This is a genomic window from Pedobacter aquatilis (genome assembly GCF_032678425.1).
In the GTDB taxonomy this organism is placed as follows: Bacteria; Bacteroidota; Bacteroidia; order Sphingobacteriales; family Sphingobacteriaceae; genus Pedobacter; species Pedobacter aquatilis_B.
Window position 1 is genome coordinate 475,428 of record NZ_JAVTSG010000001.1, and the last position, 24,593, is coordinate 500,020.

Sequence of the window (24,593 nt, forward strand, 5' to 3'; positions counted from 1 at the left end):
CTAAAGCCCTGCTATCCATTACAATCTTTTAAAAACTTCTGTCAGTTGAGGCACGAAGCATCTGCCTCCGATGACACAGATGCTTCGTGCCTCAGCATGACAGTAGATTCAAGGTTACTGCAATTTTAAAAGGATTTCCATTTCTATCAGGTTTAAATTACTAAGTTTTGTCCCTTAAACGTTTTCATCCTGAGCGTAGTCGAAGGACAAATGTTTTTAAGTCTTCTTACTACCCTCAGATCTTGTATTAGCTCTACCAGAGTCTAGACTTATTTAAAAGATTTCTCCACTACGGTCGAAATGACGGAATGCTCTAATTTAATTTGCTACACCGCCTAGCTGGTATTTCAGTATATTAGTGCCTTCAAATTCAATTAACAATGAACCACAACGCAAAATCAATCCGTCCGTTCATCGGTGCTAAAGATTTCGAAATATCGAGAAACTTCTACCGAGATTTAGGTTTTGAAGAAGTTAGTTTAGGCGACCAAATGTCGGTTTTTAAAAGCGGCAACATGGCTTTTTATTTGCAAAATGCCTACGTTAAAGACTGGATAGAAAACACCATGATTTTTATGGAAGTTGATGATTTAAATCGTTTCCACGGTGAATTATTAGCTTTAGATTTACCTGCAAAATATAAGGTTAAACTATCAACAATTAAACACGAAGATTGGGGAAGCGAATGCTTTCTACATGACCCGGCAGGAAATTTATGGCATTTTGGAATTTTTAGGTAAAAATATTTTTTCTATTACAATCGTCTTTTCGACTGTAGCGCAGCGAAATGGAGAAATCTTTTGCCATAGGTTTTCATTATAAAGATTTTTCGGCTTTGCTCGAAATGAAGAGCAAAAAAAATCTGCAAGCTTTATGAAAATGAATTCATAAAACTCGCAGATAATTGGTTTTCGAGGGACACAGCCAATGTATTAAAATATCAATTTCTGAGATTAACTTTAACGGTCTGCTCATCAGCTTTTACCTCAACAAAAGCTTCTAAAAAATCGGAATATCCTCTGTCATACGTGGTTTGTTTGTAATAATCGATATTCCCATACGCGGTGTTGCTACTGCCCGCATACTCCTTTCCTTTATAGGTAAGCGAATAGTCTAAACTTGTCCACAGATAATATTTTCCTGGTTTCATTTTCGGAAAGGTAAATTCACCATCTGAATTGGTTATAGCCTCTAAACGCATCCTCGCAGCCCTATCGACCAAAAAAACATATTTATTCTTTTTAGGGTTGTTTAGATTCTTATCTTTCCAAAGCCTATAATAATCTTCAAAATATGCTGTTACAGGGAATAGACGGATAGTTACCTTTGCAGCAAAAATTTTTCTTGGGGGATTATTTGCACCATAAGTACTTCTAGGACGGGTAAAAGCTACCCCAACTATAGTATTAGTTCCCTCGGCTAATGCGGCTCTAGTTTGCACAGAATCGAATTTAACAGATGAATAAGTTATAATTTCGGTAGCTTTTCTTTTAATAGCTTCCTTTTCCGCCTTTTCTGGCTCAACGTATTGGGCATTCGAAGCGTAAAAGCTTATCATCAACACCAACACAAAAATCAGTTTTTTCATTATTCAATATTTGGTTTACACCATAGCTATTGCAAACTGAATACCAATGGGAATATGCTGTTTTCTTGAGCGAACGAATTGGTATAAATAAAAAATCTGCAAGCTTTATGAAAATGAATTCATAAGGCTTGCAGATGATTGGTTTGCGAGGACATAAACCAATGCATTAAAATCGTCATTTCGACTGAAACGCAGTGAAATGGAGAAATCTTTGAAAATCGCTTTCTGATTACAAAGATTTCTCGGCTGCACTCGAAATGACGAGAAAAAAAAATCTGCAAGTTTTTTGAAAATGAATTCAAAAACTTGCAGATAATTTTATATAATCATATTGCTTCGTCGGCTGAAAAAGCCTTCTCGCAATTACGGATTGGTGTTGGGCTTGGCGATAGAAAGGAAAAACCATATTCCATCACACCCTTTCCATCTTACATCCTTAAGGCACTATTTCTTCTAAATAACTCTCTACCGGTGGACAAGCACAAATTAACGACCTATCGCCATGGCTATCGTTAACACGACCAACTGATGGCCAAAATTTACGTTCTAACACATATGGAAGCGGGAATGCAGCAGTTTGACGGCTGTAGCTATGCGCCCATTCGTTCGCAGTAATTACTGAAACTGTATGTGGTGCATTTTTTAAAGGGTTATCAGCTTTATCTAAAGTTCCGTTTTCTACCTCGGTAATTTCGTTTTTAATGGCGATTAATGCATCACAGAAACGGTCTAATTCGTGTTTAGGTTCAGATTCTGTAGGCTCAACCATTAAAGTACCCGCAACCGGGAACGAAACCGTTGGTGCGTGGAAACCATAATCCATTAAACGTTTTGCAATATCAGTTACTTCAATCCCGAAAGCTTTGAATGAACGGCAATCTAAAATCATCTCGTGTGCACAACGACCCTGAGCGCCTGAATAAAGCACCGGATAGTGTTGCTCTAAACGAGCTTTCATATAATTCGCGTTTAAAATCGCGTATTTGGTTGCGTTGGTTAAACCATCAGCACCCATCATAGCAATATAAGCATGAGAAATAATCAAAATTGAAGCCGAACCCCAAGGTGCAGAAGAAACCGCAGAAATTGATTTTCCTTTGTCGATATCAACCACAGCGTGACCAGGAAGATAAGGAACCAAGTGTTTTGCAACACCAATCGGACCCATACCAGGACCACCACCACCGTGAGGGATACAGAAAGTTTTGTGCAAGTTTAAGTGGCAAACATCGGCACCGATATTAGCCGGGCTTGTTAAACCAACCTGAGCATTCATGTTTGCACCATCCATGTAAACTTGTCCGCCATTAGCGTGAATAGTTTCACAAATTTCGATGATGCTCTCTTCGAAAACACCATGCGTTGATGGGTATGTAACCATCAAACATGACAAGTTATCTTTATGTAATTCTGCTTTTGCTTTTAAATCTTCAACATCGATGTTACCATTTTCTAAAGATTTAACCACAACAATTTTCATATCGGCCATTGCCGCAGAAGCAGGGTTTGTACCGTGCGCAGAAGCAGGAATTAAAGCTACGTTACGGTGGAAATCGCCTCTATCCTGGTGATAAGCACGGATAACCATTAAACCAGCATATTCGCCTTGCGCACCGGCATTTGGCTGTAAACTCATGGCTGCAAAGCCGGTGATTTCACTTAACCATTTATCCAATTCGTTAAAAACTGAATAGTAGCCTAAAACCTGGTCGGCCGGAGCAAATGGGTGTACACGACCGAAGTGAGACCAGGTAACCGGAATCATTTCTGCCGTAGCGTTTAATTTCATGGTACAACTTCCCAAAGCAATCATCGAGTGGCAAAGCGATAAATCTTTTGCTTCTAACGATTTAATATAACGCAACATCTCATGCTCTGAATGGTGCGAGTTAAAAATTGGGTGTGTTAAATATTCAGATGTACGTTGTAAGGCTGATGGAATAACGGTTTGAACATTTTCTGCAACTTCTACCTGGTCGGCAGCTATGGCTTTAACTTTAGCAAAGATTTTAGCAATTAAAGCAACATCTTCAAAAGTTGTAGTTTCATCAATTGAAATGGTTGCAACGTTACCAACGTAATTCAAGTTGATTTCGTTATCTAAACAACCAGAGTGGATTCCACCTTTTAAATCGCCTAAATCAAAACGAATGGTATCAAAATAAGCTGAATTTAATTGCTCATAACCTAAGCTTTTTAAGGTAGAAGCTAGGCTTATTGCCAAACCGTGTGTACGTTCTGCAATTGCTTTTAAGCCTTTCGGACCGTGATATGCAGCATAAAAACCAGCCATAATAGCCAATAATGCTTGCGCTGTACAAATGTTCGAAGTCGCCTTATCTCTACGGATGTGTTGCTCGCGGGTTTGCAAAGCCATACGTAAAGCGTAATCGCCATGGCTATCGATGGTTACGCCAATAATACGCCCTGGGATTGAACGTTTATATTCATCCTTAGTTGCAAAAAAAGCTGCATGTGGCCCACCAAAACCCATCGGAATACCGAAACGTTGTGTAGTACCCACTACAATATCTGCACCCCATTCGCCTGGAGGCGTTAATAAGGTTAAGCTTAAAATATCAGCTGCAACCGTTAATTTAATATTTTGATTGTGCAGCTCAGAAGCAAAGTTTTTGTAATCGAAAACCTCACCATTACCTGCCGGATATTGAACAATTGCGCCGAAGAAATCTTCAGTTGCAACGAAATCTAAATGATTGCCAATAACCAATTCAATACCGTAAGGATTTGCACGGGTTTTTAAAATATCTATCGTTTGTGCAAAAACCAATTCCGACACAAAATATTTTTTCGCCGCCTGATTTTTACGTGTACTATATTGCATAAACATAGCTTCAGCCGCAGCTGTACCTTCATCCAAAAGAGATGCATTGGCAATTTCCATTCCGGTTAAATCGATAACCATCGTTTGGAAATTTAACAAAGCCTGCAAACGGCCTTGCGCAATTTCTGCCTGGTAAGGTGTATATTGTGTGTACCATCCCGGGTTTTCAAAAACGTTACGTAAAATAACACCTGGCGTAATGGTATCATAATAACCCTGACCGATAAAACTTTTGAAAACTTTATTTAACAACGAAGTTTGTTTTAAAGCGCCAAGATATTCAGTTTCTGATTTCGCAGCCGGCAAATTTAAAGGTTGCTTTAACCTAATTGCTGTCGGTACGGTTTGCTCAATCAACTCATCAATAGAATTAACGCCAACAGCTTGCAACATCTCTGCTGTATCTGCCTCATTTGGCGCAATATGACGGTTTTGAAAATCTTCCTTGTAATGGATATTTAAGCTCATGCGGTATGAATAATAATTTGCGTGCAAATGTAGCAAAAACGATGGTCTATTTTGCTATATCTCAGTGTAAAAAAGGTGTCTTATTTACGTTTAAAAGCGACTAAAATAGTAGATTTTGCAACTAGCTATAAGGATAAACCTTTGCATCATTTTATGCAGATAAGTGATTATTTGGAAAGCAATGCTTTTGCTAAAATTAAAGTTTGTTCCCGCCATTCGCTACAATCTTTTAAAACATCTTCTGTCCTGCTGAGGTACGAAGCATCTCTTTCATAGGTCGCAGATGCATCGCACCTCAGCAGGACAGCATATTCCGAGTAATTGCTTTTTAAAAGTATTTTCGCTACTGTCGGGTTTAGGAAATTAAACCTGTGCTAAAATGCCAGTTTAAACCCCTCCAAAGTTTTATATCTTTGAAACATTAATCCAACATGAATTATGGGTGTTAATTTTATTAATAAACATGAACGTTTGGCTAAGCCAAAGCATAAAATCTTCGTTCTACCCATTACCGGCCTAACAAATTTTTGGGGAAGCACAGTCATAGCCAACTCACTAACTTTAAAACAAAAATTTTCAGCCGGCGTTTTTTGTTTCTTTTTGACGTCAAAAAGAAAAGAGCCCGTCCGGCCAGGACATAAAACATGCTTAATTAATACGAGAATACAGTTTTAATACCACAAACGATTTTTTACACCCATAACTCACGTTAATCTTTTAAACTTACATGCCACACTCAAAAAATAATGTTGCGCTTTTAGTTCATGCCTGCGACCGTTATGAATTTTTATATAAAGGCTTTGATTACACATTTTCCAAAAACTGGAATTTTGAAATTCCCTGCAGCTATTATTTTGCAACAGAAGTGAAAGATGTGACAATTAAAGGCTTTACGAATATAAAATCTGGTAAAGGCGAATGGGCAGATAGACTAGCCACATTGTTAAGAAGTATTGATGAAGAATATGTGCTGTATTTTCAAGAAGATATGTGGCTAAGCAAACCATTAAGTGCCAGCTTCTTTACCGAATTATTTCAAATTGCATCTGCTAATAATTGGCAGCAAGTTAAACTCCACAGCTCTGATGTTTACAAAACAAGAGAAACTGAAGATTTTATTGAGGGTTTTAATATTGCAGAGGTTGACAATAAAGCATCGAACTTTTTAATGTCGCACCAAATAACACTTTGGAAGAAAGATTTTCTATTGGCTCAACTCTACAAAAAAGAACATCCATGGAGAAATGAAAGAAAAGGGACTAAACGGTTAAAAAAACTCAATCCACTTATTCATCATATAGATTATTTTGCCGAAAACGGCGCAAACGCCATCAATGTAAATAAGGACGATGTAAAAAGAAGTGAGTATTATGCCGTTTCTTTTAACAGCACATTAAACTTCAATGCCGTTCAATTTATAAATGAATTAAAATCTGGAAGTAAAGAAGAACAAAGCTATGCCGTTGAGTTGCAAAACCATTACGACAATGACTTAACACATGACGGTAAACCTAAACCTAAGAAAGTAGATTTGTTTAAAAAGTTTAAAACCTGGTTTTTAAGCAGGAAGAAATAAGAACCTTATTTTTGCACTTTCCAACCCTCATCCTTACTTAACTTAAGCTTATAAGTTTTGGTTATAAAACTGCTATTTTCACTTGCATTTTTATCAAATGGTGCAAAATCTGTATTTACTTTTTTAAGCGAAACCGTAACCTTTGCCGTACTCGAATTTACCTGAGAAAAATCAACTGGCTTTTCATCAGAAAGCACATATTCAACAACTTTAACAGTAGCTTTATCTTCATCTTGTTTAAGCACCAACGGACTTGCTTTCTCTGTTAAAGAAATTTGGTAAACAAAGCTGCTATCTTTTGAAAGAAACTTCTTGTTGGCTTCTTTTAAACTAAGTGTAACCATGCCTGCCGATTCTAAAGTTTTATATTTCACTAAATCTTCTTTATCGCTTTTGCTGCTGAATTTAATCTCGCCAAAATTGAATCGAGTGGTTTTATATTCTGGATTGGCTGTTAAATAGTCGGTTATCACCGCTCCTGCTTCTTCCTGGTTAATAGTAGTTTTGGTTTTGCATCCGGCGAAGCCTATAATAAGAAAAGATAAAATATAAAGGATATGTTTTTTCATGTTTCTGAATTTGCTTTTTAAAGGTATTTATTTTTGAGGTAACCGCAAAGATTATTGCGCATTCACTTGTCCGTCATTGCGAGGCACGAAGCAATCTCTTTTACGATAAGATTGCTTCGTGCCTCGCAATGACGCGGTTCGATTAAACTGTCTATTCTTTTTTCTTTCTCAAATAACTCAAATTTGGTAAAACCATCGCCGATAAAATCACGACAACACCTATCCATCGTAAAAACGAAACTTGTTCTTGCAATACAAAACCGGCCATCATTACGGCAACGGGCAATTCTGCTGCGCTTAAAATAGAGCTTAATGCCGTACCAATTCTTGGTACACCTTCAGCATAAAATAAAGGGGGAATAACGGTTCCGAAAATCGAAATAATTAATCCCCATTTCAATAAGCTTCCATTTAGTGCTCCGTTAATTAAAAACACAGGTGGGAATAGTATGAATATTAAAATGCAAGCGCCCGTAATCATCAACGCACTTTTCCTAAGTGGCGGGTATTCGTTTCCGATTCTTCCACTCAATAATAGGAAACCTGCGTAAGAAATTGCCGCCAATAAACCAAAGCCAATTCCAGTAAGATTTAAATTTCCGATGCTGGTTTCTACCATTCCACTTGCCAAAACCGTTCCGCCCAAAACCAATAGAATCGCTAAAAACTGTAATCCGGTAGGCTTCTTTTTGAAAATGAGAAGTTCGAGTAGAATACTCATCCAGATAAATTGCATCAATAAAATTATCGCAACCGAGTTTGGGACAAGTTTTACACATTGGTAGTAAAAAACACTCACTAGGCCAGTACAAGTTCCTGCCAAAACCATTTTCCACCAAGGGGTTTTAAGTTCTATTTCTTTAGCTTTATATGTTGATGTTCGGCTCTGAAAGAAGAACAAAACCCATAAAATCACCGCACCAAAAAAAGCCTGAGCACCAGTTACATCGCCCAAGGTATAACCCTCGTGGTACGCCAATTTTACAAAAGTAGATAAGATGCCAAAACTACAGGCACCAAAAAAGACAAGGAGAATTCCTTTTAGCATGTTATTTTACCAATAACGTCATTGCGAGGCACGAAGCAATCTTTTAAAATGAGATTGCTTCGTGCCTCGCAATGACGACTTTATTATTTTCAGTTTATTATACCAATTGTTGCAAATATTTTTGAATTGTGGTTTCTAAGCCTAAATAAAGCGCATCGCTAATTAAGGCATGGCCAATAGATACCTCCAATAAACCCGGAATGCTTTGAGCGAAATAATGTAGATTGTGCAAATCCAAATCATGCCCTGCATTAATACCTAGACCTAATTTAGTGGCTTGATGAGCTGCAGCAATATAATTTACAATTGCTTTTTCTCTATCAGCGAAGTAGTTGTGGGCATAAGCTTCGGTGTATAATTCAATTCTATCTGTTCCGGTTTCTACAGCACCCTCAACCATTTCTACAACTGGATCAACAAAAATTGAAACACGAATGCCTTCCTTTTGAAAGACAGCAACCATTTCTTTCAAATAGTCTTTATGTTTTATAGTGTCCCAACCATGGTTTGAAGTAATTTGACCTTCTGCATCTGGCACTAAAGTTACCTGAGCTGGTTTGTTGGCTAAAACCAAATCGACAAATTTATCTTCGCGGCAATTACCTTCTATATTAAATTCTGTTGCAATAACGGCTTTCAAATCATAAACATCCTGATAACGAATATGGCGTTCATCCGGCCGTGGATGCACGGTAATTCCCTGCGCTCCGAAACGCTCACAATCTAACGCAACTTTAACTAAATCAGGATTGTTACCTCCACGGCTGTTGCGTAGTGTAGCAATTTTATTGATGTTAACCGATAACTTTGTCATGCTGTAAAGATAATGCTTTGCCTTTGTTTATCTTAAACCTTAAATAAATTTGACTTTTTTTTGCTCATATTTGTTCAAATCGTCATGAATTTAAAGGATACAACATTATACAAAATTTTAATTGCGGTACTCGTAATTGTAAGCAGCTTTGCACTATTTAGTGGCGTTATGGAACCCGATGGCGCTCTTTACGCATCAATGTCGAAAAACATCATCATTTTTCAGGATTGGTTTAATCTTTACGGACGTGGAGCAGATTGGTTAGATAAACCACATTTAACTTTCTGGATAGCAGCAGCATCTTTTAAACTTTTTGGCATCTCTGCATTTGCTTATAAATTACCTAATTTTTTATTCGGATTGCTTGGTGCTTGGTATTTGTACAAGCTGGCTAAAGATATCTACAATAAAAAAACAGGATTAATTAGTGCTGTAATTTTTCTCAGCGCTTTGCATATTGCAACTTCAACTTTTGATGTTAGGGCAGAAATTTACATTACAACTTTTACCCTGGCTTCAATTTACCATTACTACAAAGCACATCAAGGTTCGTTCTGGCAAATTATTGCAGGTTCGTTTTTTGCGGCTTGCGCCATATTAATAAAAGGAATTTTTGTTTTGATTCCAGTTTTCGCGGGATTTATTATCTACTGGTTATTTACAAAGCAATACAAACAGTTATGGCAACCAAAATGGTGGATAGCAATTGTTTTAATTTTTGTTTTTATCACTCCAGAGCTTTATTCACTTTACACACAGTTTGACTTACATCCCGAGAAAGTTGTATTTGATAGAACTGGCGTATCCGGATTAAAATTTTTCTTTTGGGATAGCCAGTTTGGGCGCTTTTTTAATAATGGACCGATAAAAGGAAAAGGTGATGTTTCTTTCTTTTTACATACAACGCTTTGGGCATTTTTGCCTTGGTCGGTATTGTTTTACGCTGGCATTGTAAATCTTTTTAAAAAGAAGAACAGACAAAATTTAGCACCAGAAAGTATTATTATCTGGGCGAGTGCAGCAGTTACATTTCTGATATTTTCATTGTCGAAATTTCAACTACCACATTATATATTGATTATTTTCCCGCAGTTTGCCATTATAACAGCTTTGTATTTACAGAAACTTGAAACCAAAGGATTAAAAAGCTTCTTAGTTGTTCAAAATGTAATTTATGTTTTAGTTGTAATTCTTCTTTCTGCTTTAGCATATTTCTATGGCTTCGATAATTATGTATTAGCGATTGCCATTTTGGCCGCTATATTTATCGCGGCATTTTTATATTTCAAAGGATTTAAAGTTGAAACCATAGTTGGCAGAAGTGTATTTCTTTCCATCGGATTAATGATATATCTATTTGTATTTTTTTATCCCGCTCTTTTAAAATATCAATCTGGAAGCGAAGCCGGTGTATGGTTAAAGAAAAATTATCCGTCAGCTAAACCTGCAGTTTTAAATTATATTGATGCTTTTTCTTTCGATTTTTATGCGCCTGGTGAGGTGAAATATTTATGGAATTATGATGATTTGAATAAATACAAAAACACAAAAGATTTAGTTTTGTATGTTTCGGAAGTAGAATTACCAAAATTAAAAATGGAGTTTAATGTTAAAGTATTGAATTCTTTTGAATACTTTCATATTTCAAAATTGACGCCCAAATTTTTAAACAAAAAAACAAGAAGCCAGGTTTTAGAACACTTTTATTTGGTTAAAGTAAATTAGTATGGATTTAATTTTCCGCATTGTAAAATTTGGGTTGACTGGCCTTTTGGGTATGGCGATTGATTTTGGTGCAACCTGGTTGTGTAAGGAAAAGTTAAAAATCAATAAATACATTGCTAACGCGATTGGATTTACACTAGCGGTAACTAACAATTATTTAATTAACAGAATCTGGACTTTCCAAAGCACAAATGCCCATTGGGGAGCAGAATTTTTTAAGTTTTTAGCAGTAAGCTTATTTGGGTTGGGCTTAAATACTGTAATCATTTACTTTTTTCACCAACGTAGAAACGGCATTAACTTTTACTTGGCTAAGTTCTTTGCAATTGTTTTAGTATTTATTTGGAATTTTTTAGCGAATATGCTTTTCACGTTTAGGTAACGTTTTTGCCAATAAAGTAGAATACCACAAGCCAAACCAAGCCTTTAATTAAGAAAAATAGGAAACCGATTAGTCCTACTCTTTTAAACCATAATTTTACTTTCTCTTTATTCATGGTGATGATGGTAAAGATAAAGGATTTAGGCTAAATTAGAAAGATTTTAAATAAGGAAATATGAATTTATCTAAAGTATTTCAATCATCATTCCTCCTAATTCTTTTTTGCTCAACAACCCTATTTGCGCAAAAGTTCAATTCAATTAAACGTTACAAAGTGAGCTTTTCTATAGCAAGTAATAATGATGAAAAATTAATTGCCAGTAGAAGTTTTGTAAGCAACAACCAAAAGTATTTGCTTTTAATTAACCCACAAAACTTTAACACCAAAATTGATTTGGCGAGTAACTATTCGTTGAGTGCTATAGCGTATTCGAACGTCCTGGCAATTTTCAAAAACTCACCCTATGTCAAATCTTTATTATCAGCAGCATCAAAAGATAACCAATTGCAAAATGCCGGAATAGACCACTCCATACCAAACGAAATGGGAATTACTTTAACGATTGACCTTTGCCCTTCGCACAAGCCGCTGGATAGGGTAATATTTCAATCTGTTTTTGATGAATTTAAAAAAATAGAGCAGCCTGCACCACTGGCAATTTCTGTATCTGGCAAATGGATGCTAAAGCATGTAGATGATTTAAATTGGCTTAAAACTTTGGTTGATAAGAAGGAACTGGATATTACCTGGATAAATCATTCCTATAACCACGAAGTTAACAGCCTACCCTTGGCTGAGAACTTTCTACTTTCGGCAGGTACAAATTTGGATGTTGAAGTTTTGGAAAACGAAAAGCTCATGCTTGAAAATGGTTTAGTACCATCGGTGTTTTTTCGATTTCCGGGCTTGGTTTCTGATAAAAATATTGCTGATAAAATTGAAGCTTACGGATTAATACCAATTGGAAGTGATGCCTGGCTGGCGAAGGGTCAACAAGCCAATTCGGGGAGCATTGTATTGATTCATGGCAATGGCAATGAAGAAATTGGAGTAAAGGATTTTATCCAACTGCTAAAGACGAAACAAGCTGATGTTAAAAATAAACAGTGGCTTTTATTTGATTTAAGACAGGGATTAGAAAAAGAGTTTGAATAATTTCCATTTACCGCAAAGAACTCAGAGAGAGGCGCAAAGAAAAATTAAGTAAAGTACCAGCTTGAGCCATTATACAAAATGTAGGGTAAGTGCATAATAACCGTATACTTAAAAAATAAGCTTTGTGTTGCTTTGCGAAAAACTCTGCGCCCTTTGCGGTTAATTACTTCTTATTTGGCAATAGTTTTATTTCTTTTGCATTGAAGCGATTATTTACGATTTCGCCGGTAACTTCAGCTTTGTTGATTGCATTACAAAAACCATGTTCTCCGTGTGCATCTCCGAAATCATCAATGTTTTTTCCATCAACAAAATAGGCTTTACCATCAATTCGGACAGCTAAATCACAATCTTTACCTTTCATTTTAAACTGACATTCGCCACAAGCAATTTCTACAGTTTGTTTAGTGATTACTTTTTTAGGTGATGTTTGGGCATTTGTATTCAGCGCAAATGCTGTAACGAACAAAGCAAAGAATAAATTTTTCATGGTGGTTTATTTTTTATAAATGTAGGTTTTTTGGGTACAAAAGAACTTCAAAACTTTGTAAAATAAACCTGATGGAAACGAACACGGAGTGCAACGAAGTAAAGTGTACAGCAGGGCTGAAATTGCCGAAGAATTACTAAACGTACGTTTTCAAAATAATTTTCGCCACGGAAACACAAAAAGCACGGAAGATTTTATCTTTCTACAAGCTCAGGACAAAAGACTACAAAACAACAAAGGGACATGCAATTTGCACATCCCTTTCTAGCATCTCATCAATGAGATTGCTTCGTTCCTCGCAATGACGAGAAGTTATTAGTAACGATATTCGTCTGATTTGAACGGACCTTCTACCGGAACGCCGATATAATCAGCTTGGTGCTGGTCTAAAACGTCTAATTCTACACCGATTTTTTCTAAGTGTAAACGAGCAACTTTCTCGTCTAAATACTTAGGTAAAACGTAAACTTTGTTTTCGTATTTATCTGTGTTAGTCCAAAGCTCTAATTGTGCTAAAGTTTGGTTAGTAAATGAGTTACTCATTACAAAACTTGGGTGACCAGTTGCGCAACCTAAGTTTACCAAACGACCTTCGGCCAATAAAATGATGTCTTTACCTTCGATTGTGTATTTATCTACCTGAGGTTTGATTTCTACCTTAGATGAACCGTAATTGCTGTTTAACCAGGCAACATCGATTTCGTTATCGAAGTGACCGATGTTACAAACGATAGCTTTATCTTTCATGGTTAAGAAATGCTCGCCACGAACGATATCGCGGTTACCAGTTGTAGTTACAATAATATCAGCTTCCTTAACTGCAGTAGCGAATTTTTTAACTTCATAACCTTCCATTGCAGCTTGTAAAGCACAAATTGGGTCAATTTCAGTAACAATTACACGTACACCTTGTGAGCTTAAAGATTCTGCAGAACCTTTACCCACATCGCCATAACCGCAAACAACAGCAACTTTACCAGCCATCATTACGTCAGTTGCACGACGAATCGCATCAACTAATGATTCGCGACATCCGTATTTGTTATCAAATTTAGATTTTGTTACAGAATCGTTAACGTTAATTGCAGGTAAGTGCAATGTTCCGTTTTTCATACGCTCGTATAAACGGTGTACACCAGTAGTTGTTTCTTCTGATAAACCTTTAATTGCAGCAATTAATTCAGGGTATTTATCGAATACCATGTTGGTTAAATCGCCACCATCATCTAAAATCATGTTTAATGGTTGTTGCTCCGGACCAAAGTGTAAAGTTTGCTCGATGCACCAGTCAAATTCCTCTTCGTTTAAGCCTTTCCAAGCATAAACCTGAATACCAGCAGCAGCAATTGCAGCAGCAGCATGATCTTGAGTGGAGAAAATGTTACATGATGACCAGGTAACTTCTGCACCTAAAGCCACTAAAGTTTCGATTAATACAGCCGTTTGGATAGTCATATGCAGACAACCTGCAATACGAGCACCTTTTAACGGTTGTGTTGGACCGAATTCTTTACGTAAACTCATTAAACCTGGCATTTCTGCTTCGGCTAATTCAATTTCTTTACGGCCCCATTCTGCCAGTGAAATGTCCTTAACTTTGTAAGGAAGGTATGTTGTCTCTACTGATGACATAATTTATTGTTTTTAAATGTGATGCAAATTTACGGCATAGCTTTGTGAAAGCCAAATAAATACATTTTTAGAAAGTTATATAATTGTAAAGTAGCTAATTGTTATAAAAAATGATACTACATGAAGGGCAAAAAAAAGATTTATTTCTCTCAGCCGGATTTTTTTGATTTCTTAATATGTAAGAACTTATAATGCTAACTGCAATCAAAAAGCCTAATAAAATTACTAGCATTTTTCTGGCATCGTTTGATTGGTTATTCATAACTCTAAAATACAACAATAAGACCTGCCATTAAAGGTAAAATTACCCCTTTTTATTATGCTGATTTTACTAACAAAATACCTTAAATATAATATTGAATAACCGTATTATATTTCTTAAATTGATGTAACCAAATTAATCAATTATGAAAACCGTAAAACATTTACTTGACACAAAGCAAGTTAGAATTATTTCTGTAAGTCCGAACAGCTCTGTTTTGGATGCGCTAAAAGTTATGACTGATAAAAATATCAGCGCTGTACTCGTTATGGAAAATGAAAATTTAGTAGGAATTTTTACCGAACGAGACTATGCCAGGAAGATTATTCTACATGGAAAGGCATCAAAAGATACTAGTATTGATGAAGCGATGACACCAAATCCAATTACGATTTCATTAAATGACTCTATTGATAAATGCATGGAAATTATGACCGAAAAGCACATTCGCCATTTACCCATTGTGGTGAATAACGAAGTTAAAGGCATGATTTCAATCGGTGACTTGGTAAAGTTTATCATTGCCGACCAAAAACAAACCATTTCACAATTGGAAAGTTATATTAGTGGGTAATCTTATCAACCAGCTTTAGCGACTACTTTTTCTTCTGATTTTGTGGAACTATTCATTTCGAGTTTCCCATTGTACTGGGCTCCGAGTTCTATTTCTATGGTTTCAGTTTTAATGTCGCCATTTACTTTTCCTGTGCTTTTTATTTCGAGCATTTTGGTTTTCACATTTCCATTCACCGTACCATATATAATGGCCGATTCTGTGTTTACATCACCTTTTATCGCACCTTTTTCGCCTAGAATTACACCACCTTCTATATTTACGTTACCAGTAACAAAACCATCTATTCTGATTACAGCTTTACCTTTTATTTCTCCGGTGATGCTGAAACCCACACCAATAATGGTTGAAATTTCTTGCTGGTTAAGATCTTGTATGTGCTTAGTTTTTTTGAACATATTATTCTAAAGTTAAAAAAGAACGTGGGTTAACAACCTTGCCATTTTTATGAACCTCATAATGAAGGTGCGGACCAGTTGAACGACCTGTAGAGCCGACTTTACCAATTTCATTACCGGCAGTAATTTCATCACCAACCTTAACTAATATTTTTGAAAGATGTCCGTAATAGGTTTCAAAACCATTGCCATGCTTAATTACAATACAGTTTCCATAACCACCTCTTCTTGCTGCAAAAACTACTTTACCATTAGCCGTACTTTTAACCAAAGCACCGTAGTTTGCCTGAATATCTAATCCTTTATGGCTTTCCACATTTTCGCCGGTAAATGGATTTTCGCGATGTCCGTAACCTGAAGTTATTTTCCCTAAATACGGATAACCTATAGGTGTGTATCCAACATTATAAGCTACTTTACTAAGATAATCATCATAAAAAGCCGTTATTTCTTCGTTTGACAGCACTTCATTGCTTTCCTCACCACCTACATTTTTCGCCAAAACGGGCTTAATGCCTCTGGCTCTTAAATATTTATTAATGGTTAATAGTTTTTTATCTATTGATTCGTAATGTTTTTTTAAAGTTGAGGTGTCGATAACGGAAAGTTTTTTCTCATTTTCAAGCAAAGCTTTGTTTAACTTATGATTTGTCAGAAGTATGGCAGATTGACTTTGAACCAGAAATGCGACGCCGGCGATTAGCAACAGAAATACGCTTACTATGCCGAATATGATTTTTTTCCAATGTTCAACATAAGATGTTGGAACCTGAATGGGCTTACTCGAATTTTGATCTTTATTAACAAAAATTACGGTAGTTTTATTCCGTTTTTTTGGCATGATAATTCACTTTGTTTGTTCGGGATTTGACAAATATATAATTTTCAGCCACATAGAAAAACATTAAGCTAAAGCTTTAACACTTTAATAATATTGCGAAAACTAATATATGAACTTGCAAAACGAAGAAATTTAGAAATTCGTATATAAAAAAACACGGGTGGTTTTAACCATCCGTGTTTTTTTTATCTTTAAGAAAGGCAAGATTATACAATTATTTCCATCGCCATTCGCCAGCGATTGTTAATGGCTCTTTTAAATTTTGAGATTCTAAAAAAGTTTTCAATTCTTCTTCGCCTTGAACCCCAACCGGAATTTTTGGTGTATTAGCTAAAGCATAGGTTAACATTGCGCTGTAACGAACCGTGTTTTTTAAACCTTGTTCATCAACTAATTTAAAACTGTCGCCATCTGAGTGATAAAAAGGGCCAGAATTATTTGGCAATCTACCACCTGCTCCACCACCTGTTGGGATGCCTTCTAGCATAAATGGCTGATGGTCGCTATGTAAACCTGCACCAGCGTTAAATAAGTTTTTAAAGCCTGTATCTATTTTAACAATATCTGCTCCCCAAGCCGTAAATAATTCTTTCATTTCTGCTCTTGATGTAGAAAAACCTTTCGGATCATTCGTCATATCATAATTAAGCATAAACTTAACTTGGTTTAAATTTTTATCCTTTTTAGCTTGTTCTATATAGGCTTTAGAACCTAATAAACCTTGCTCCTCGCCCATAAATAATACAAATTCTACAGTACGTTTGGTTTTTAGATTTAGCTTCTTGAAAGTTCTGGCCATATCCATAATCGCGAAAGAGCCGATGCCATTATCGATTGCCCCGGTTGCTAAATCCCAGCTATCTAAATGTCCACCCACAACAATTTTATCTTTCGGCAGCTCAGTTCCTTTAAAAGTAGCAACCACGTTTCTGGCTTTAATTAATCCGGAGAAATTTGTCATTTCGATATGGGCAACCTGAGGTTGTGTTTTCAGCTTTTCCTTTAACGCCAAGCCATCTTCTAAACCAATACAAACCGCAGGAATAGTAATTAATTTGCCAGTTACAGATGCCGTACCGGTTAATAAAACACCATTTTTAACTGTATTGATAATAATTACACCTGCTGCACCATATTTTGTTGCTATGGCTGTTTTTTCTGAACGATGCAAAGATTTTGTGCCTGCCGGAGAACCCGGCAAAACACCTAAATAAATCAAAGCAATTTTACCTTTAAACTTATCAGGATATGCTTTGTAGTCTACCTCTAAGCCATTTCCGGCATCTACTATATCTCCGTTAATGTTTGCAGCAACAGGCGAATGTGCAAGGGTAACAGCCTTAACCTTTGCCAAAGCATTTTTATCTGCACCAATTTCTACATTGATGGTTTTTCTGCTCCAGCTTTCCACTTCAAAAGGTTGGAATTTAACATCGCAACCATACGACTTTAGTAAATCGTAAGCATATTGTTCTGCTTTGGCACCATTTGGTGAACCAGTTAAACGATGTCCGATGGTTTCTGTTTCGTATTTTAAAGTTTGATATGCTTTTGAATTTTGCTGTACTTCGGCATTTATTTTGGTAAATACTTCGCCAAATTTATCCTGCGCATTTGCAAAGGATGCAGCACAAATTAGGGCAGCAGAAAAAAGATATTTCATAAAAGTTTGGTTTTTGATGGGCTTAAAGTACAAATTTTAAGTGCAAAACTTTGGCTGTAACGTTTATTTTGCGCTATGCAACCAAAGCCATAAGCACAAACTTTAGTTTTTAAACCTGATTGAAGTGAAAATACTTTTTGTTAAACCTGTAAGGTTTTCAAAACCTTACAGGTTTGAAAAAGATTGAAACGGAAAGCAGGACGAACGATAAAATGGAATGCTGTATTTGCTTTTCAAAATTTTTACCATCTAAGAAATTTGAGAACATCTAAGGCTATTTGCTATAATATTTTACGTGTCTTTGATCGCTAAAATATAAACAATTTTAAGCTTTAAGCTTAAATGAACTTACATATCTTAGATGGTAAAAACCCTTTATTTATGCGGTACTTTCTTCGGGAAAACTAACGAAGCAACAACACTGATAACCAAAATACTGAGAATAATAATTAGCGAGTGTTCGGTAGTGAAACCCCATTTTTCCAAGTAAATATGCCCCAACATTTTTATACCGATAAAAGCCAATAGAAACGCCAAACCCGTTTTTAAGTAATGGAATTTGTGAATAATGTTAACCAAAAGGAAGAACATAGAACGTAAGCCCATTATGGCAAAAATGTTCGAAAAGAATACAATGTATGGGTCTTTAGTTACTGCAAAAATCGCCGGAATTGAATCTACAGCGAAAAGTAAGTCGGTAAATTCTACGATTAGTAAAACCAAAAACAATGGCGTAACCATACGTTTATGGTTTATTTTAACAAAGAACTTTTTGCCTTCATACTTTGGATGAATTGCAAAAATTTTCGAAGCCCATTTAACTACCGGGTGGTTTTGAGTATCGATTTTATCATCATCTTCCTTGCTGAAAAACATTTTTATACCGGTAAAAACCAGGAATGCACCGAATAAATATAGTATCCAACCGAACTTTGCAATTAAAGCTGCACCAACAAAAATGAAGATGAAACGCATAATTATAGCGCCCAAAATGCCCCAGAATAGCACACGATGGTAATATTTTTCTTCAACTGCGAAGGCAGAGAAAATTAAAACAATAACAAAAATATTATCAACAGATAAAGCGTATTCTATAACATAACCCGTTAAAAACTCTAAACCGAGGTTTTGCCTGTAAAGCGCTAAACTTTGAGGGAAATCATCTGTTACAACTTTGATGTGGTGCTGGTGCTTTGCAACGATATATTGCAAGCGATTAATATCTTCAATGCCGTGTAACTGATGTCCTTCAGTAATTAATAAAAAGTAAAAACCAAGCGCCAAGCCAATCATTATCAAGCTCATTATACCAGCCTGTTTTAAACTAACAACATGATCTTTTTTACTAAAAAGGCCCAAATCAAGCGCTAGAATTAGCACAATGAACAAAAGGAAACCCAAACTGAAAAGTAATTCGTTACTCATTATTTTTTACGTTCTGTAGTATATAAAACGAGTTGTTCGAGTCCTGTTCTCGCTTCCCCAGCTTCAAATTGGTGTAGTATATCAAAAGCTTCTTTCTGGTATTCGAGCATTTTCTGGTTGGCGTAATAAACACCTTCCTTCGCATTTACAAAATCTATAATTTCCTGAATTTTAGCCGCATCATCCTGATGATTTTTCACCAGATTTATAATGCGTTTTCTTTCAGATTTTTCAGCTTTATTTAGCGCATAAATCAAAGGCAAAGTAACTTTCTTCTCCTTAATATCTATGCCCAAAGGTTTACCAACATCATCTGTACCGAAATCAAAAGTGTCATCCTTAATCTGAAAAGCTATTCCAACCTTTTCTCCAAATAAACGCATCTTTTCGATTGTGGCATCATCTGCACCCGAAGAAGCTGCACCCGCAGCACAACAAGATGCAATTAATGAGGCTGTTTTCTGGCGGATAACATCGAAATACAAATCTTCCGAGATATCCATCCTCCGCACCTTTTCTACCTGCAACAATTCGCCCTCACTCATTTGTTTAACCGCTTCCGATACAATTTGTAACAATCGATGTTCGTTATTGTTCACAGAAAGCAATAAACCTTTTGCCAAAAGATAATCGCCTACTAAAACCGCAATTTTATTTTTCCATAAAGCATTTATTGAGAAAAAACCGCGTCGTTCGTATGCATTATCCACCACATCATCGTGTACCAGCGTTGCAGTATGTAAAAGCTCAACTAAAGCTGCACCGCGATGTGTAGATTCAGTAATTCCGCCACAAAGTTTTGCAGCAAAAAAAACAAACATCGGGCGCATTTGCTTCCCTTTTTGCTTTACAATATAATGTGTAATCCTATCCAGCAATGGTGCATCGCTGTGCATAGATTCTTTAAAGGTTTTTTCAAACGCTTTAATATCGGCTGCTATAGGTGTTTTTATCTGTTCGATTCCCGGCATTAAGTCGAAAAAATTTTGACTGCAAACTTAAACTAAAATTCCAATAAAAAGGTAATCTATAATGCTAATAATAAGGTTTTGGAAAACAAAGGAACTACAAATTACAATCTTCAGTCCCGCCATCGCCAATAGTCCTCGCCTCATGCTTCGACTTGCGGGCTATTTGGCTTTGTCGGGTTTATTAACTAAGTTCTCTGCAAGTAAATTTCCCTCAAAGTTTTATAACCATCTTCAGATAAAATATTTGACATTATCTATTTCAAACTTTACATTTAAGGCAACATTATTATTTCTTCATTGCGAGATTGCTTTGCAAAAATTGAAGTATTACATTTAAAGAAATCATTAAATAAGCCTCTAAAAATATCAATGAAAAAACGCTATAAAATTTTGTTGGGCCTTTCGGCAATATTAGTTGCAGGTTACTTTATGGGTCCGAAACCCAAAAAACCGCTTTATAGCATTTCACCGATAAATGTTCCTGATTTAAAAGACCTTGACAATTATGTTAAAACGATTGAAAGTAAGCATAAAATAAAACCTGGAAACGAGGCTGAAATTGTTTGGGCAGATTCAAGCCATCAGCAAACAGAATATGCAATTGTTTACCTTCATGGTTTTTCTGCGTCGAAAACAGAAGGCAATCCGGTTCACTTAAATCTTGCCAAAAAATTAAAGGCAAATTTATATTTGTCACGTCTTGCAGATCATGGCATTGATACCATTGCACCGCTACAACATTTTACAGCCGATGGGTTATGGAATACCAGCAAACAGGCGCTTGCCATTGGTAAAAAGCTTGGTAAAAAAGTAATCCTAATTGGTACATCAACAGGCGGAACCGCAGCTTTAAAACTTGCTGCAACCTACCCTGGAATTAACAGTTTAATTTTGCTATCGCCAAATGTAGCTATTAACGATAGAAATGCCTGGATGCTGAACGATCCCTGGGGTTTACAAATTGCCAGAAAGGTTTTAGGTAGCGATGAACGCGTGGTAGATGGGCGAACAGCAGAATACAAAAAATACTGGCACACCAATTACCGTATTGAATCTTTGGTACAATTACAAGAATTTGTAGAAACCACTATGCTAAAAAATGTTTTTGAAAAAGTAAAGCAACCTGTTTTAATGGTTTATTATTATAAAAATGAATTGGAACAAGACCCTGTTGTTCGGGTTGATGCGATGCTAGAAATGTTTGATGAACTTGGAACAGTTCCTGAATTAAAGCGTAAGGTTGCAATTCCAAATGCAGGTAATCATGTATTGGGAAGCTATTTAACATCTAAGGATTTGCCAGGTGTGGAGGGAGCGATTGATGATTTTACTAAAGAGGTTTTGAAAGTTAAGTAATATTCTAAAACAGTCGTCATTGCGAGGCAGGAAGCAATCTAATCAGAGGTGCTTATCAAAAATGGATTGCTTCGTACCTCGCAATGACGAAATAGGTGAACCTACATTACAATATTCCTCACAATCATTTCCGCGTGTACACGAGAATTTTCGATGAAAAGCTTATGCGTATCCATTCCACCACAAACTACTCCTGCAAGATAAAGCCCTTTAACATTCGTTTCCATTGTATCTTCATTATAAGCCGGGCATAAACTTTCCGGTAAATCAATTCCAAATTTACGAAGCATCGTAAAATCCGGTTGATAACCCGTCATTGCGATTACAAAATCGTTTGGAATGGTTTTTATGCCTTCAGCAGTTTTAATATCTACTTCGCCTTCTCTAATTTCAAGCAGTTCAGAATTAAAAATTGCTGTAATTTCGCCTTCCTTTATTCTATTTTCAATATCCGGACGAACCCAATATTTTACGTGCGGACCAAGTTCATCACCTCTAATAATTATGGTAACCTTTGCACCTTTTCTGTACGTTTCTAGTGCCGCATCTACCCCAGAATTATTTGCACCAACAACCACTACATTTTGAAAAGCATATAAATGTGGATCTTTATAATAATGTGTAACTTTTGGCAAATCCTCACCAGGAACGTTCAACATTAAAGGCACATCATAAAAACCAGTGGCTACAATAACATTCTTAGCGGTGTAATCTGCTTTCGATGTATTGATTTTGAATAATTCATCATCACCTTTCTCAACTTTCTTTACTCTTTCAAACAAATTAATATTCAAATTGAATTTTTCAGCTACGCGGCGATAATACTCTACCGCTTCGTTTCTATTAGGTTTTGGACTAATCGTTACAAATGGTACCCCACCAATTTCCAGTTTCTGAGAAGTAGAAAAGAAAGTCATAAAGACTGGATAATTGAATAGACTATTCACCAATGCACCCTTTTCTATAATCAAATAACTCAGATTGGCTTTTTTGGCTTCAATAGCGCAAGCCATACCAATCGGACCAGCGCCAATAATTATAATATCGTAATGATTTTGGTTTCTTGACATGATTTTATACGTACTGTTGAATTAGTCCTTTAGCTAAGCCTAATCGCTAAATCTTCGTTCTACTTTAGTTCCGGCCTAACAAATTTTTCGGAAAGAAATGTCAAAGCCAACGCACTACCTTTAAAAGAAAAATTTTAAGCCGGCAATTTTGTTTCTTTTGTTGTCAAAAGAAAAAAGCCCGTCCGGCTAGGACATAAAGATTCTTTCTTAACTCGCAATTAAACATTCAGGGCTTAAACCTTCATTGCTTTACTTGGGCAGGCAAAATCCGTTCTTTTTAATCCTGTATTTTTAATTGCACCATAACCGCCAGCAACATCAATTACATTTTCTACCCCACGGGATTTTAAAATCGATGCCGCTATCATTGAACGATAACCGCCTGCACAGTGAATGTAATAAGTAGATTCAGCATCAATTTCGCTCATCCAATCATCAATAAAATCTAAAGGACGGCTTAACGTAAATTCCAAATGCTCAGATTCATATTCGCCAGGCTTGCGTACATCCAAAGCTGTAATTTCATTTTGATTGAAAGCTTCTTCAAACGCATCGGCAGAAATTGATTCAATATTATCAATCTCCTTATCTGTAGAAATCCAATTTTCAAATCCGTTTTCCAGATAACCAATTGTATTATCATAGCCAACACGAGTTAAACGGGTGATGGTTTCCTGCGCTTTGCCTTCATCAGTAACTAATAAAATTGGTTGTTGCAAATCATTAATTAATGCCCCAACCCAAGGCGCAAACTGACCATTTAAACCAATATTAATAGCATTTGGAATAAATCCCTTTGCAAAAACTTGTGGGTCACGAGTATCTAAAATTAATGCGCCAGTTTGGTTTGCCAAATCCTCAAAAGCCTGTGGTGTTAATGGATTAAGTCCTTTCTCAAAAACTTCATCAATGCTATCTACAGCACCCTTATTAATTGCAGCATTCTTGGCAAAATATTGCGGTGGAGGCATAATTCCATCCGTAACTTCTGAAATAAATTGTTCTTTAGTTTCGGCTTTTAAAGCGTAATTAACTGCCTTTTGGTGACCTAAAGTGTCAAAAGTTTCCTTACTCATACTTTTACCGCAAGCCGAGCCCGCACCATGAGCCGGATAAACAATTACATCATCAGCCAAAGGCTTAATTTTATCATTTAACGAATCATAAAGCATTCCTGCTAAATCTTCCATTGTTAAATTACCTTTTTGTGCTAAATCCGGGCGACCAACATCGCCTATAAAAAGTGTATCGCCACTAAAAATGCAATGGTCTTTCCCGTTTTCATCCGTTAAAAGATAAGTTGTAGATTCAAGCGTATGTCCTGGTGTGTGTAATGCCGTAATGGTTAGGTTTCCAATTTTAAATTGTTCACCATCTTTAGCAATGTGCGCTTTAAATTCAGTTTTTGCTGTCGGACCATAAACGATTTCAGCACCAGATTTTTCAGCCAAATCTACATGTCCAGAAACGAAATCTGCATGAAAATGAGTTTCAAAAATATACTTTATGGTTGCCTCGGCTTTTTCTGCCTTTTTCAAATATGTCGAAACTTCTCTCAAAGGATCAATTATCGCGGCTTCGCCATTACTTTCTATGTAATAAGCGGCCTCCGCTAAGCAACCAGTATAAATCTGTTCTATCTTCATATTAATAAGTATAAAGTTGAAAGTGTAAATTATACAGACAATTCTTTTAATCTACACCTTTATCCTTTGCAAGCAAAAATAAAGCTAATTACGC

21 protein-coding genes are annotated in these 24,593 nt (G+C 36.1%); 7 read left to right on the plus strand and 14 right to left on the minus strand.

What is annotated here, in order from left to right; genetic code table 11:
• The first annotated feature begins 380 nt into the window (after positions 1–380).
• Positions 381–740: a glyoxalase gene (locus R2Q16_RS01875; protein WP_316734830.1), complete on the plus strand. Its 360-nt coding sequence runs from the start codon at positions 381–383 to the stop codon at positions 738–740.
• 200 nt (positions 741–940) lie between these two features.
• Here the strand turns inward: R2Q16_RS01875 and R2Q16_RS01880 are convergent, their stop codons facing one another.
• Positions 941–1,588: a hypothetical protein gene (locus R2Q16_RS01880; protein ID WP_316734831.1), complete on the minus strand. Its 648-nt coding sequence runs from the start codon at positions 1,586–1,588 to the stop codon at positions 941–943.
• A gap of 436 nt (positions 1,589–2,024) precedes the next feature.
• Positions 2,025–4,901: an aminomethyl-transferring glycine dehydrogenase gene (gcvP, locus tag R2Q16_RS01885; protein ID WP_316734832.1), complete on the minus strand. Its 2,877-nt coding sequence runs from the start codon at positions 4,899–4,901 to the stop codon at positions 2,025–2,027.
• 727 nt (positions 4,902–5,628) lie between these two features.
• Here gcvP and R2Q16_RS01890 point away from each other — a divergent pair.
• Entirely contained in the window at positions 5,629–6,477 is an 849-nt protein-coding gene (locus tag R2Q16_RS01890; RefSeq protein ID WP_316734833.1) for a hypothetical protein, read from the plus strand.
• 5 nt (positions 6,478–6,482) lie between these two features.
• Here the strand turns inward: R2Q16_RS01890 and R2Q16_RS01895 are convergent, their stop codons facing one another.
• The 3 genes from R2Q16_RS01895 to R2Q16_RS01905 all read right to left on the minus strand — a co-directional run bounded on the left by R2Q16_RS01895 (position 6,483) and on the right by R2Q16_RS01905 (position 8,908).
• Positions 6,483–7,046, minus strand: a complete 564-nt coding sequence (locus R2Q16_RS01895; RefSeq protein WP_316734834.1) for a hypothetical protein — start codon at positions 7,044–7,046, stop codon at positions 6,483–6,485.
• Positions 7,047–7,197: 151 nt separating this feature from the next.
• The gene (locus R2Q16_RS01900; protein WP_316734835.1) at positions 7,198–8,094 is read right to left on the minus strand and encodes a DMT family transporter; all 897 of its coding nucleotides are present in this window, start codon (positions 8,092–8,094) and stop codon (positions 7,198–7,200) included.
• Between the two features lie 97 nt (positions 8,095–8,191).
• A complete protein-coding gene (locus R2Q16_RS01905; RefSeq protein ID WP_316734836.1) occupies positions 8,192–8,908 on the minus strand; it encodes a pyridoxine 5'-phosphate synthase in 717 nt (238 codons plus the stop codon).
• Positions 8,909–8,992: 84 nt separating this feature from the next.
• Here R2Q16_RS01905 and R2Q16_RS01910 point away from each other — a divergent pair, with 84 nt between their 5' ends.
• The 3 genes from R2Q16_RS01910 to R2Q16_RS01920 all read left to right on the plus strand — a co-directional run bounded on the left by R2Q16_RS01910 (position 8,993) and on the right by R2Q16_RS01920 (position 12,171).
• A complete protein-coding gene (locus tag R2Q16_RS01910; RefSeq protein ID WP_316734837.1) occupies positions 8,993–10,633 on the plus strand; it encodes an ArnT family glycosyltransferase in 1,641 nt (546 codons plus the stop codon).
• A gap of 1 nt (position 10,634) precedes the next feature.
• Positions 10,635–11,015, plus strand: coding sequence for a GtrA family protein (locus R2Q16_RS01915; protein WP_316734838.1), 381 nt, complete (start codon positions 10,635–10,637; stop codon positions 11,013–11,015).
• Between the two features lie 175 nt (positions 11,016–11,190).
• Positions 11,191–12,171, plus strand: coding sequence for a polysaccharide deacetylase (locus R2Q16_RS01920; RefSeq protein ID WP_316734839.1), 981 nt, complete (start codon positions 11,191–11,193; stop codon positions 12,169–12,171).
• Between the two features lie 163 nt (positions 12,172–12,334).
• On the opposite strand, the gene R2Q16_RS01925 is transcribed toward R2Q16_RS01920, so the two are convergent.
• Both R2Q16_RS01925 and ahcY read right to left on the minus strand, forming a co-directional pair.
• Entirely contained in the window at positions 12,335–12,661 is a 327-nt protein-coding gene (locus R2Q16_RS01925; protein WP_316734840.1) for a DUF6370 family protein, read from the minus strand.
• A gap of 315 nt (positions 12,662–12,976) precedes the next feature.
• Positions 12,977–14,293: an adenosylhomocysteinase gene (gene ahcY, locus R2Q16_RS01930; RefSeq protein ID WP_316734841.1), complete on the minus strand. Its 1,317-nt coding sequence runs from the start codon at positions 14,291–14,293 to the stop codon at positions 12,977–12,979.
• Positions 14,294–14,700: 407 nt separating this feature from the next.
• Here ahcY and R2Q16_RS01935 point away from each other — a divergent pair, with 407 nt between their 5' ends.
• On the plus strand, positions 14,701–15,129 hold the full coding sequence (locus R2Q16_RS01935; RefSeq protein WP_316734842.1) for a CBS domain-containing protein: 429 nt from the start codon (positions 14,701–14,703) through the stop codon (positions 15,127–15,129).
• A gap of 5 nt (positions 15,130–15,134) precedes the next feature.
• Here the strand turns inward: R2Q16_RS01935 and R2Q16_RS01940 are convergent, their stop codons facing one another.
• The 5 genes from R2Q16_RS01940 to R2Q16_RS01960 form a co-directional block, all read right to left on the minus strand.
• Positions 15,135–15,527, minus strand: a complete 393-nt coding sequence (locus tag R2Q16_RS01940; protein WP_316734843.1) for a polymer-forming cytoskeletal protein — start codon at positions 15,525–15,527, stop codon at positions 15,135–15,137.
• A 1-nt stretch (position 15,528) separates the two neighbouring features.
• On the minus strand, positions 15,529–16,368 hold the full coding sequence (locus tag R2Q16_RS01945; protein ID WP_316734844.1) for a M23 family metallopeptidase: 840 nt from the start codon (positions 16,366–16,368) through the stop codon (positions 15,529–15,531).
• 214 nt (positions 16,369–16,582) lie between these two features.
• Positions 16,583–18,031: a M20/M25/M40 family metallo-hydrolase gene (locus R2Q16_RS01950; RefSeq protein WP_316734845.1), complete on the minus strand. Its 1,449-nt coding sequence runs from the start codon at positions 18,029–18,031 to the stop codon at positions 16,583–16,585.
• 375 nt (positions 18,032–18,406) lie between these two features.
• Positions 18,407–19,456, minus strand: a complete 1,050-nt coding sequence (locus R2Q16_RS01955) for a TerC/Alx family metal homeostasis membrane protein (protein ID WP_316734846.1) — start codon at positions 19,454–19,456, stop codon at positions 18,407–18,409.
• Positions 19,456–20,427 carry a polyprenyl synthetase family protein gene (locus tag R2Q16_RS01960; RefSeq protein WP_316734847.1) on the minus strand — a complete coding sequence of 324 codons (972 nt, stop codon included), beginning with the start codon at positions 20,425–20,427 and terminating at the stop codon, positions 19,456–19,458. Before R2Q16_RS01960 ends, R2Q16_RS01955 begins: the two co-directional genes overlap by 1 nt.
• A gap of 369 nt (positions 20,428–20,796) precedes the next feature.
• On the opposite strand from R2Q16_RS01960, the gene R2Q16_RS01965 reads away from it, so the two are divergent.
• Positions 20,797–21,783 (plus strand): alpha/beta hydrolase, encoded by a 987-nt coding sequence (locus tag R2Q16_RS01965; RefSeq protein ID WP_316734848.1) that lies wholly within the window; start codon positions 20,797–20,799, stop codon positions 21,781–21,783.
• 101 nt (positions 21,784–21,884) lie between these two features.
• Here R2Q16_RS01965 and R2Q16_RS01970 read toward each other — a convergent pair whose 3' ends face one another.
• Positions 21,885–22,853: a YpdA family putative bacillithiol disulfide reductase gene (locus R2Q16_RS01970; RefSeq protein WP_316734849.1), complete on the minus strand. Its 969-nt coding sequence runs from the start codon at positions 22,851–22,853 to the stop codon at positions 21,885–21,887.
• Positions 22,854–23,086: 233 nt separating this feature from the next.
• On the minus strand, positions 23,087–24,499 hold the full coding sequence (locus R2Q16_RS01975; protein WP_316734850.1) for an MBL fold metallo-hydrolase: 1,413 nt from the start codon (positions 24,497–24,499) through the stop codon (positions 23,087–23,089).
• Positions 24,500–24,593 lie beyond the last annotated feature (94 nt).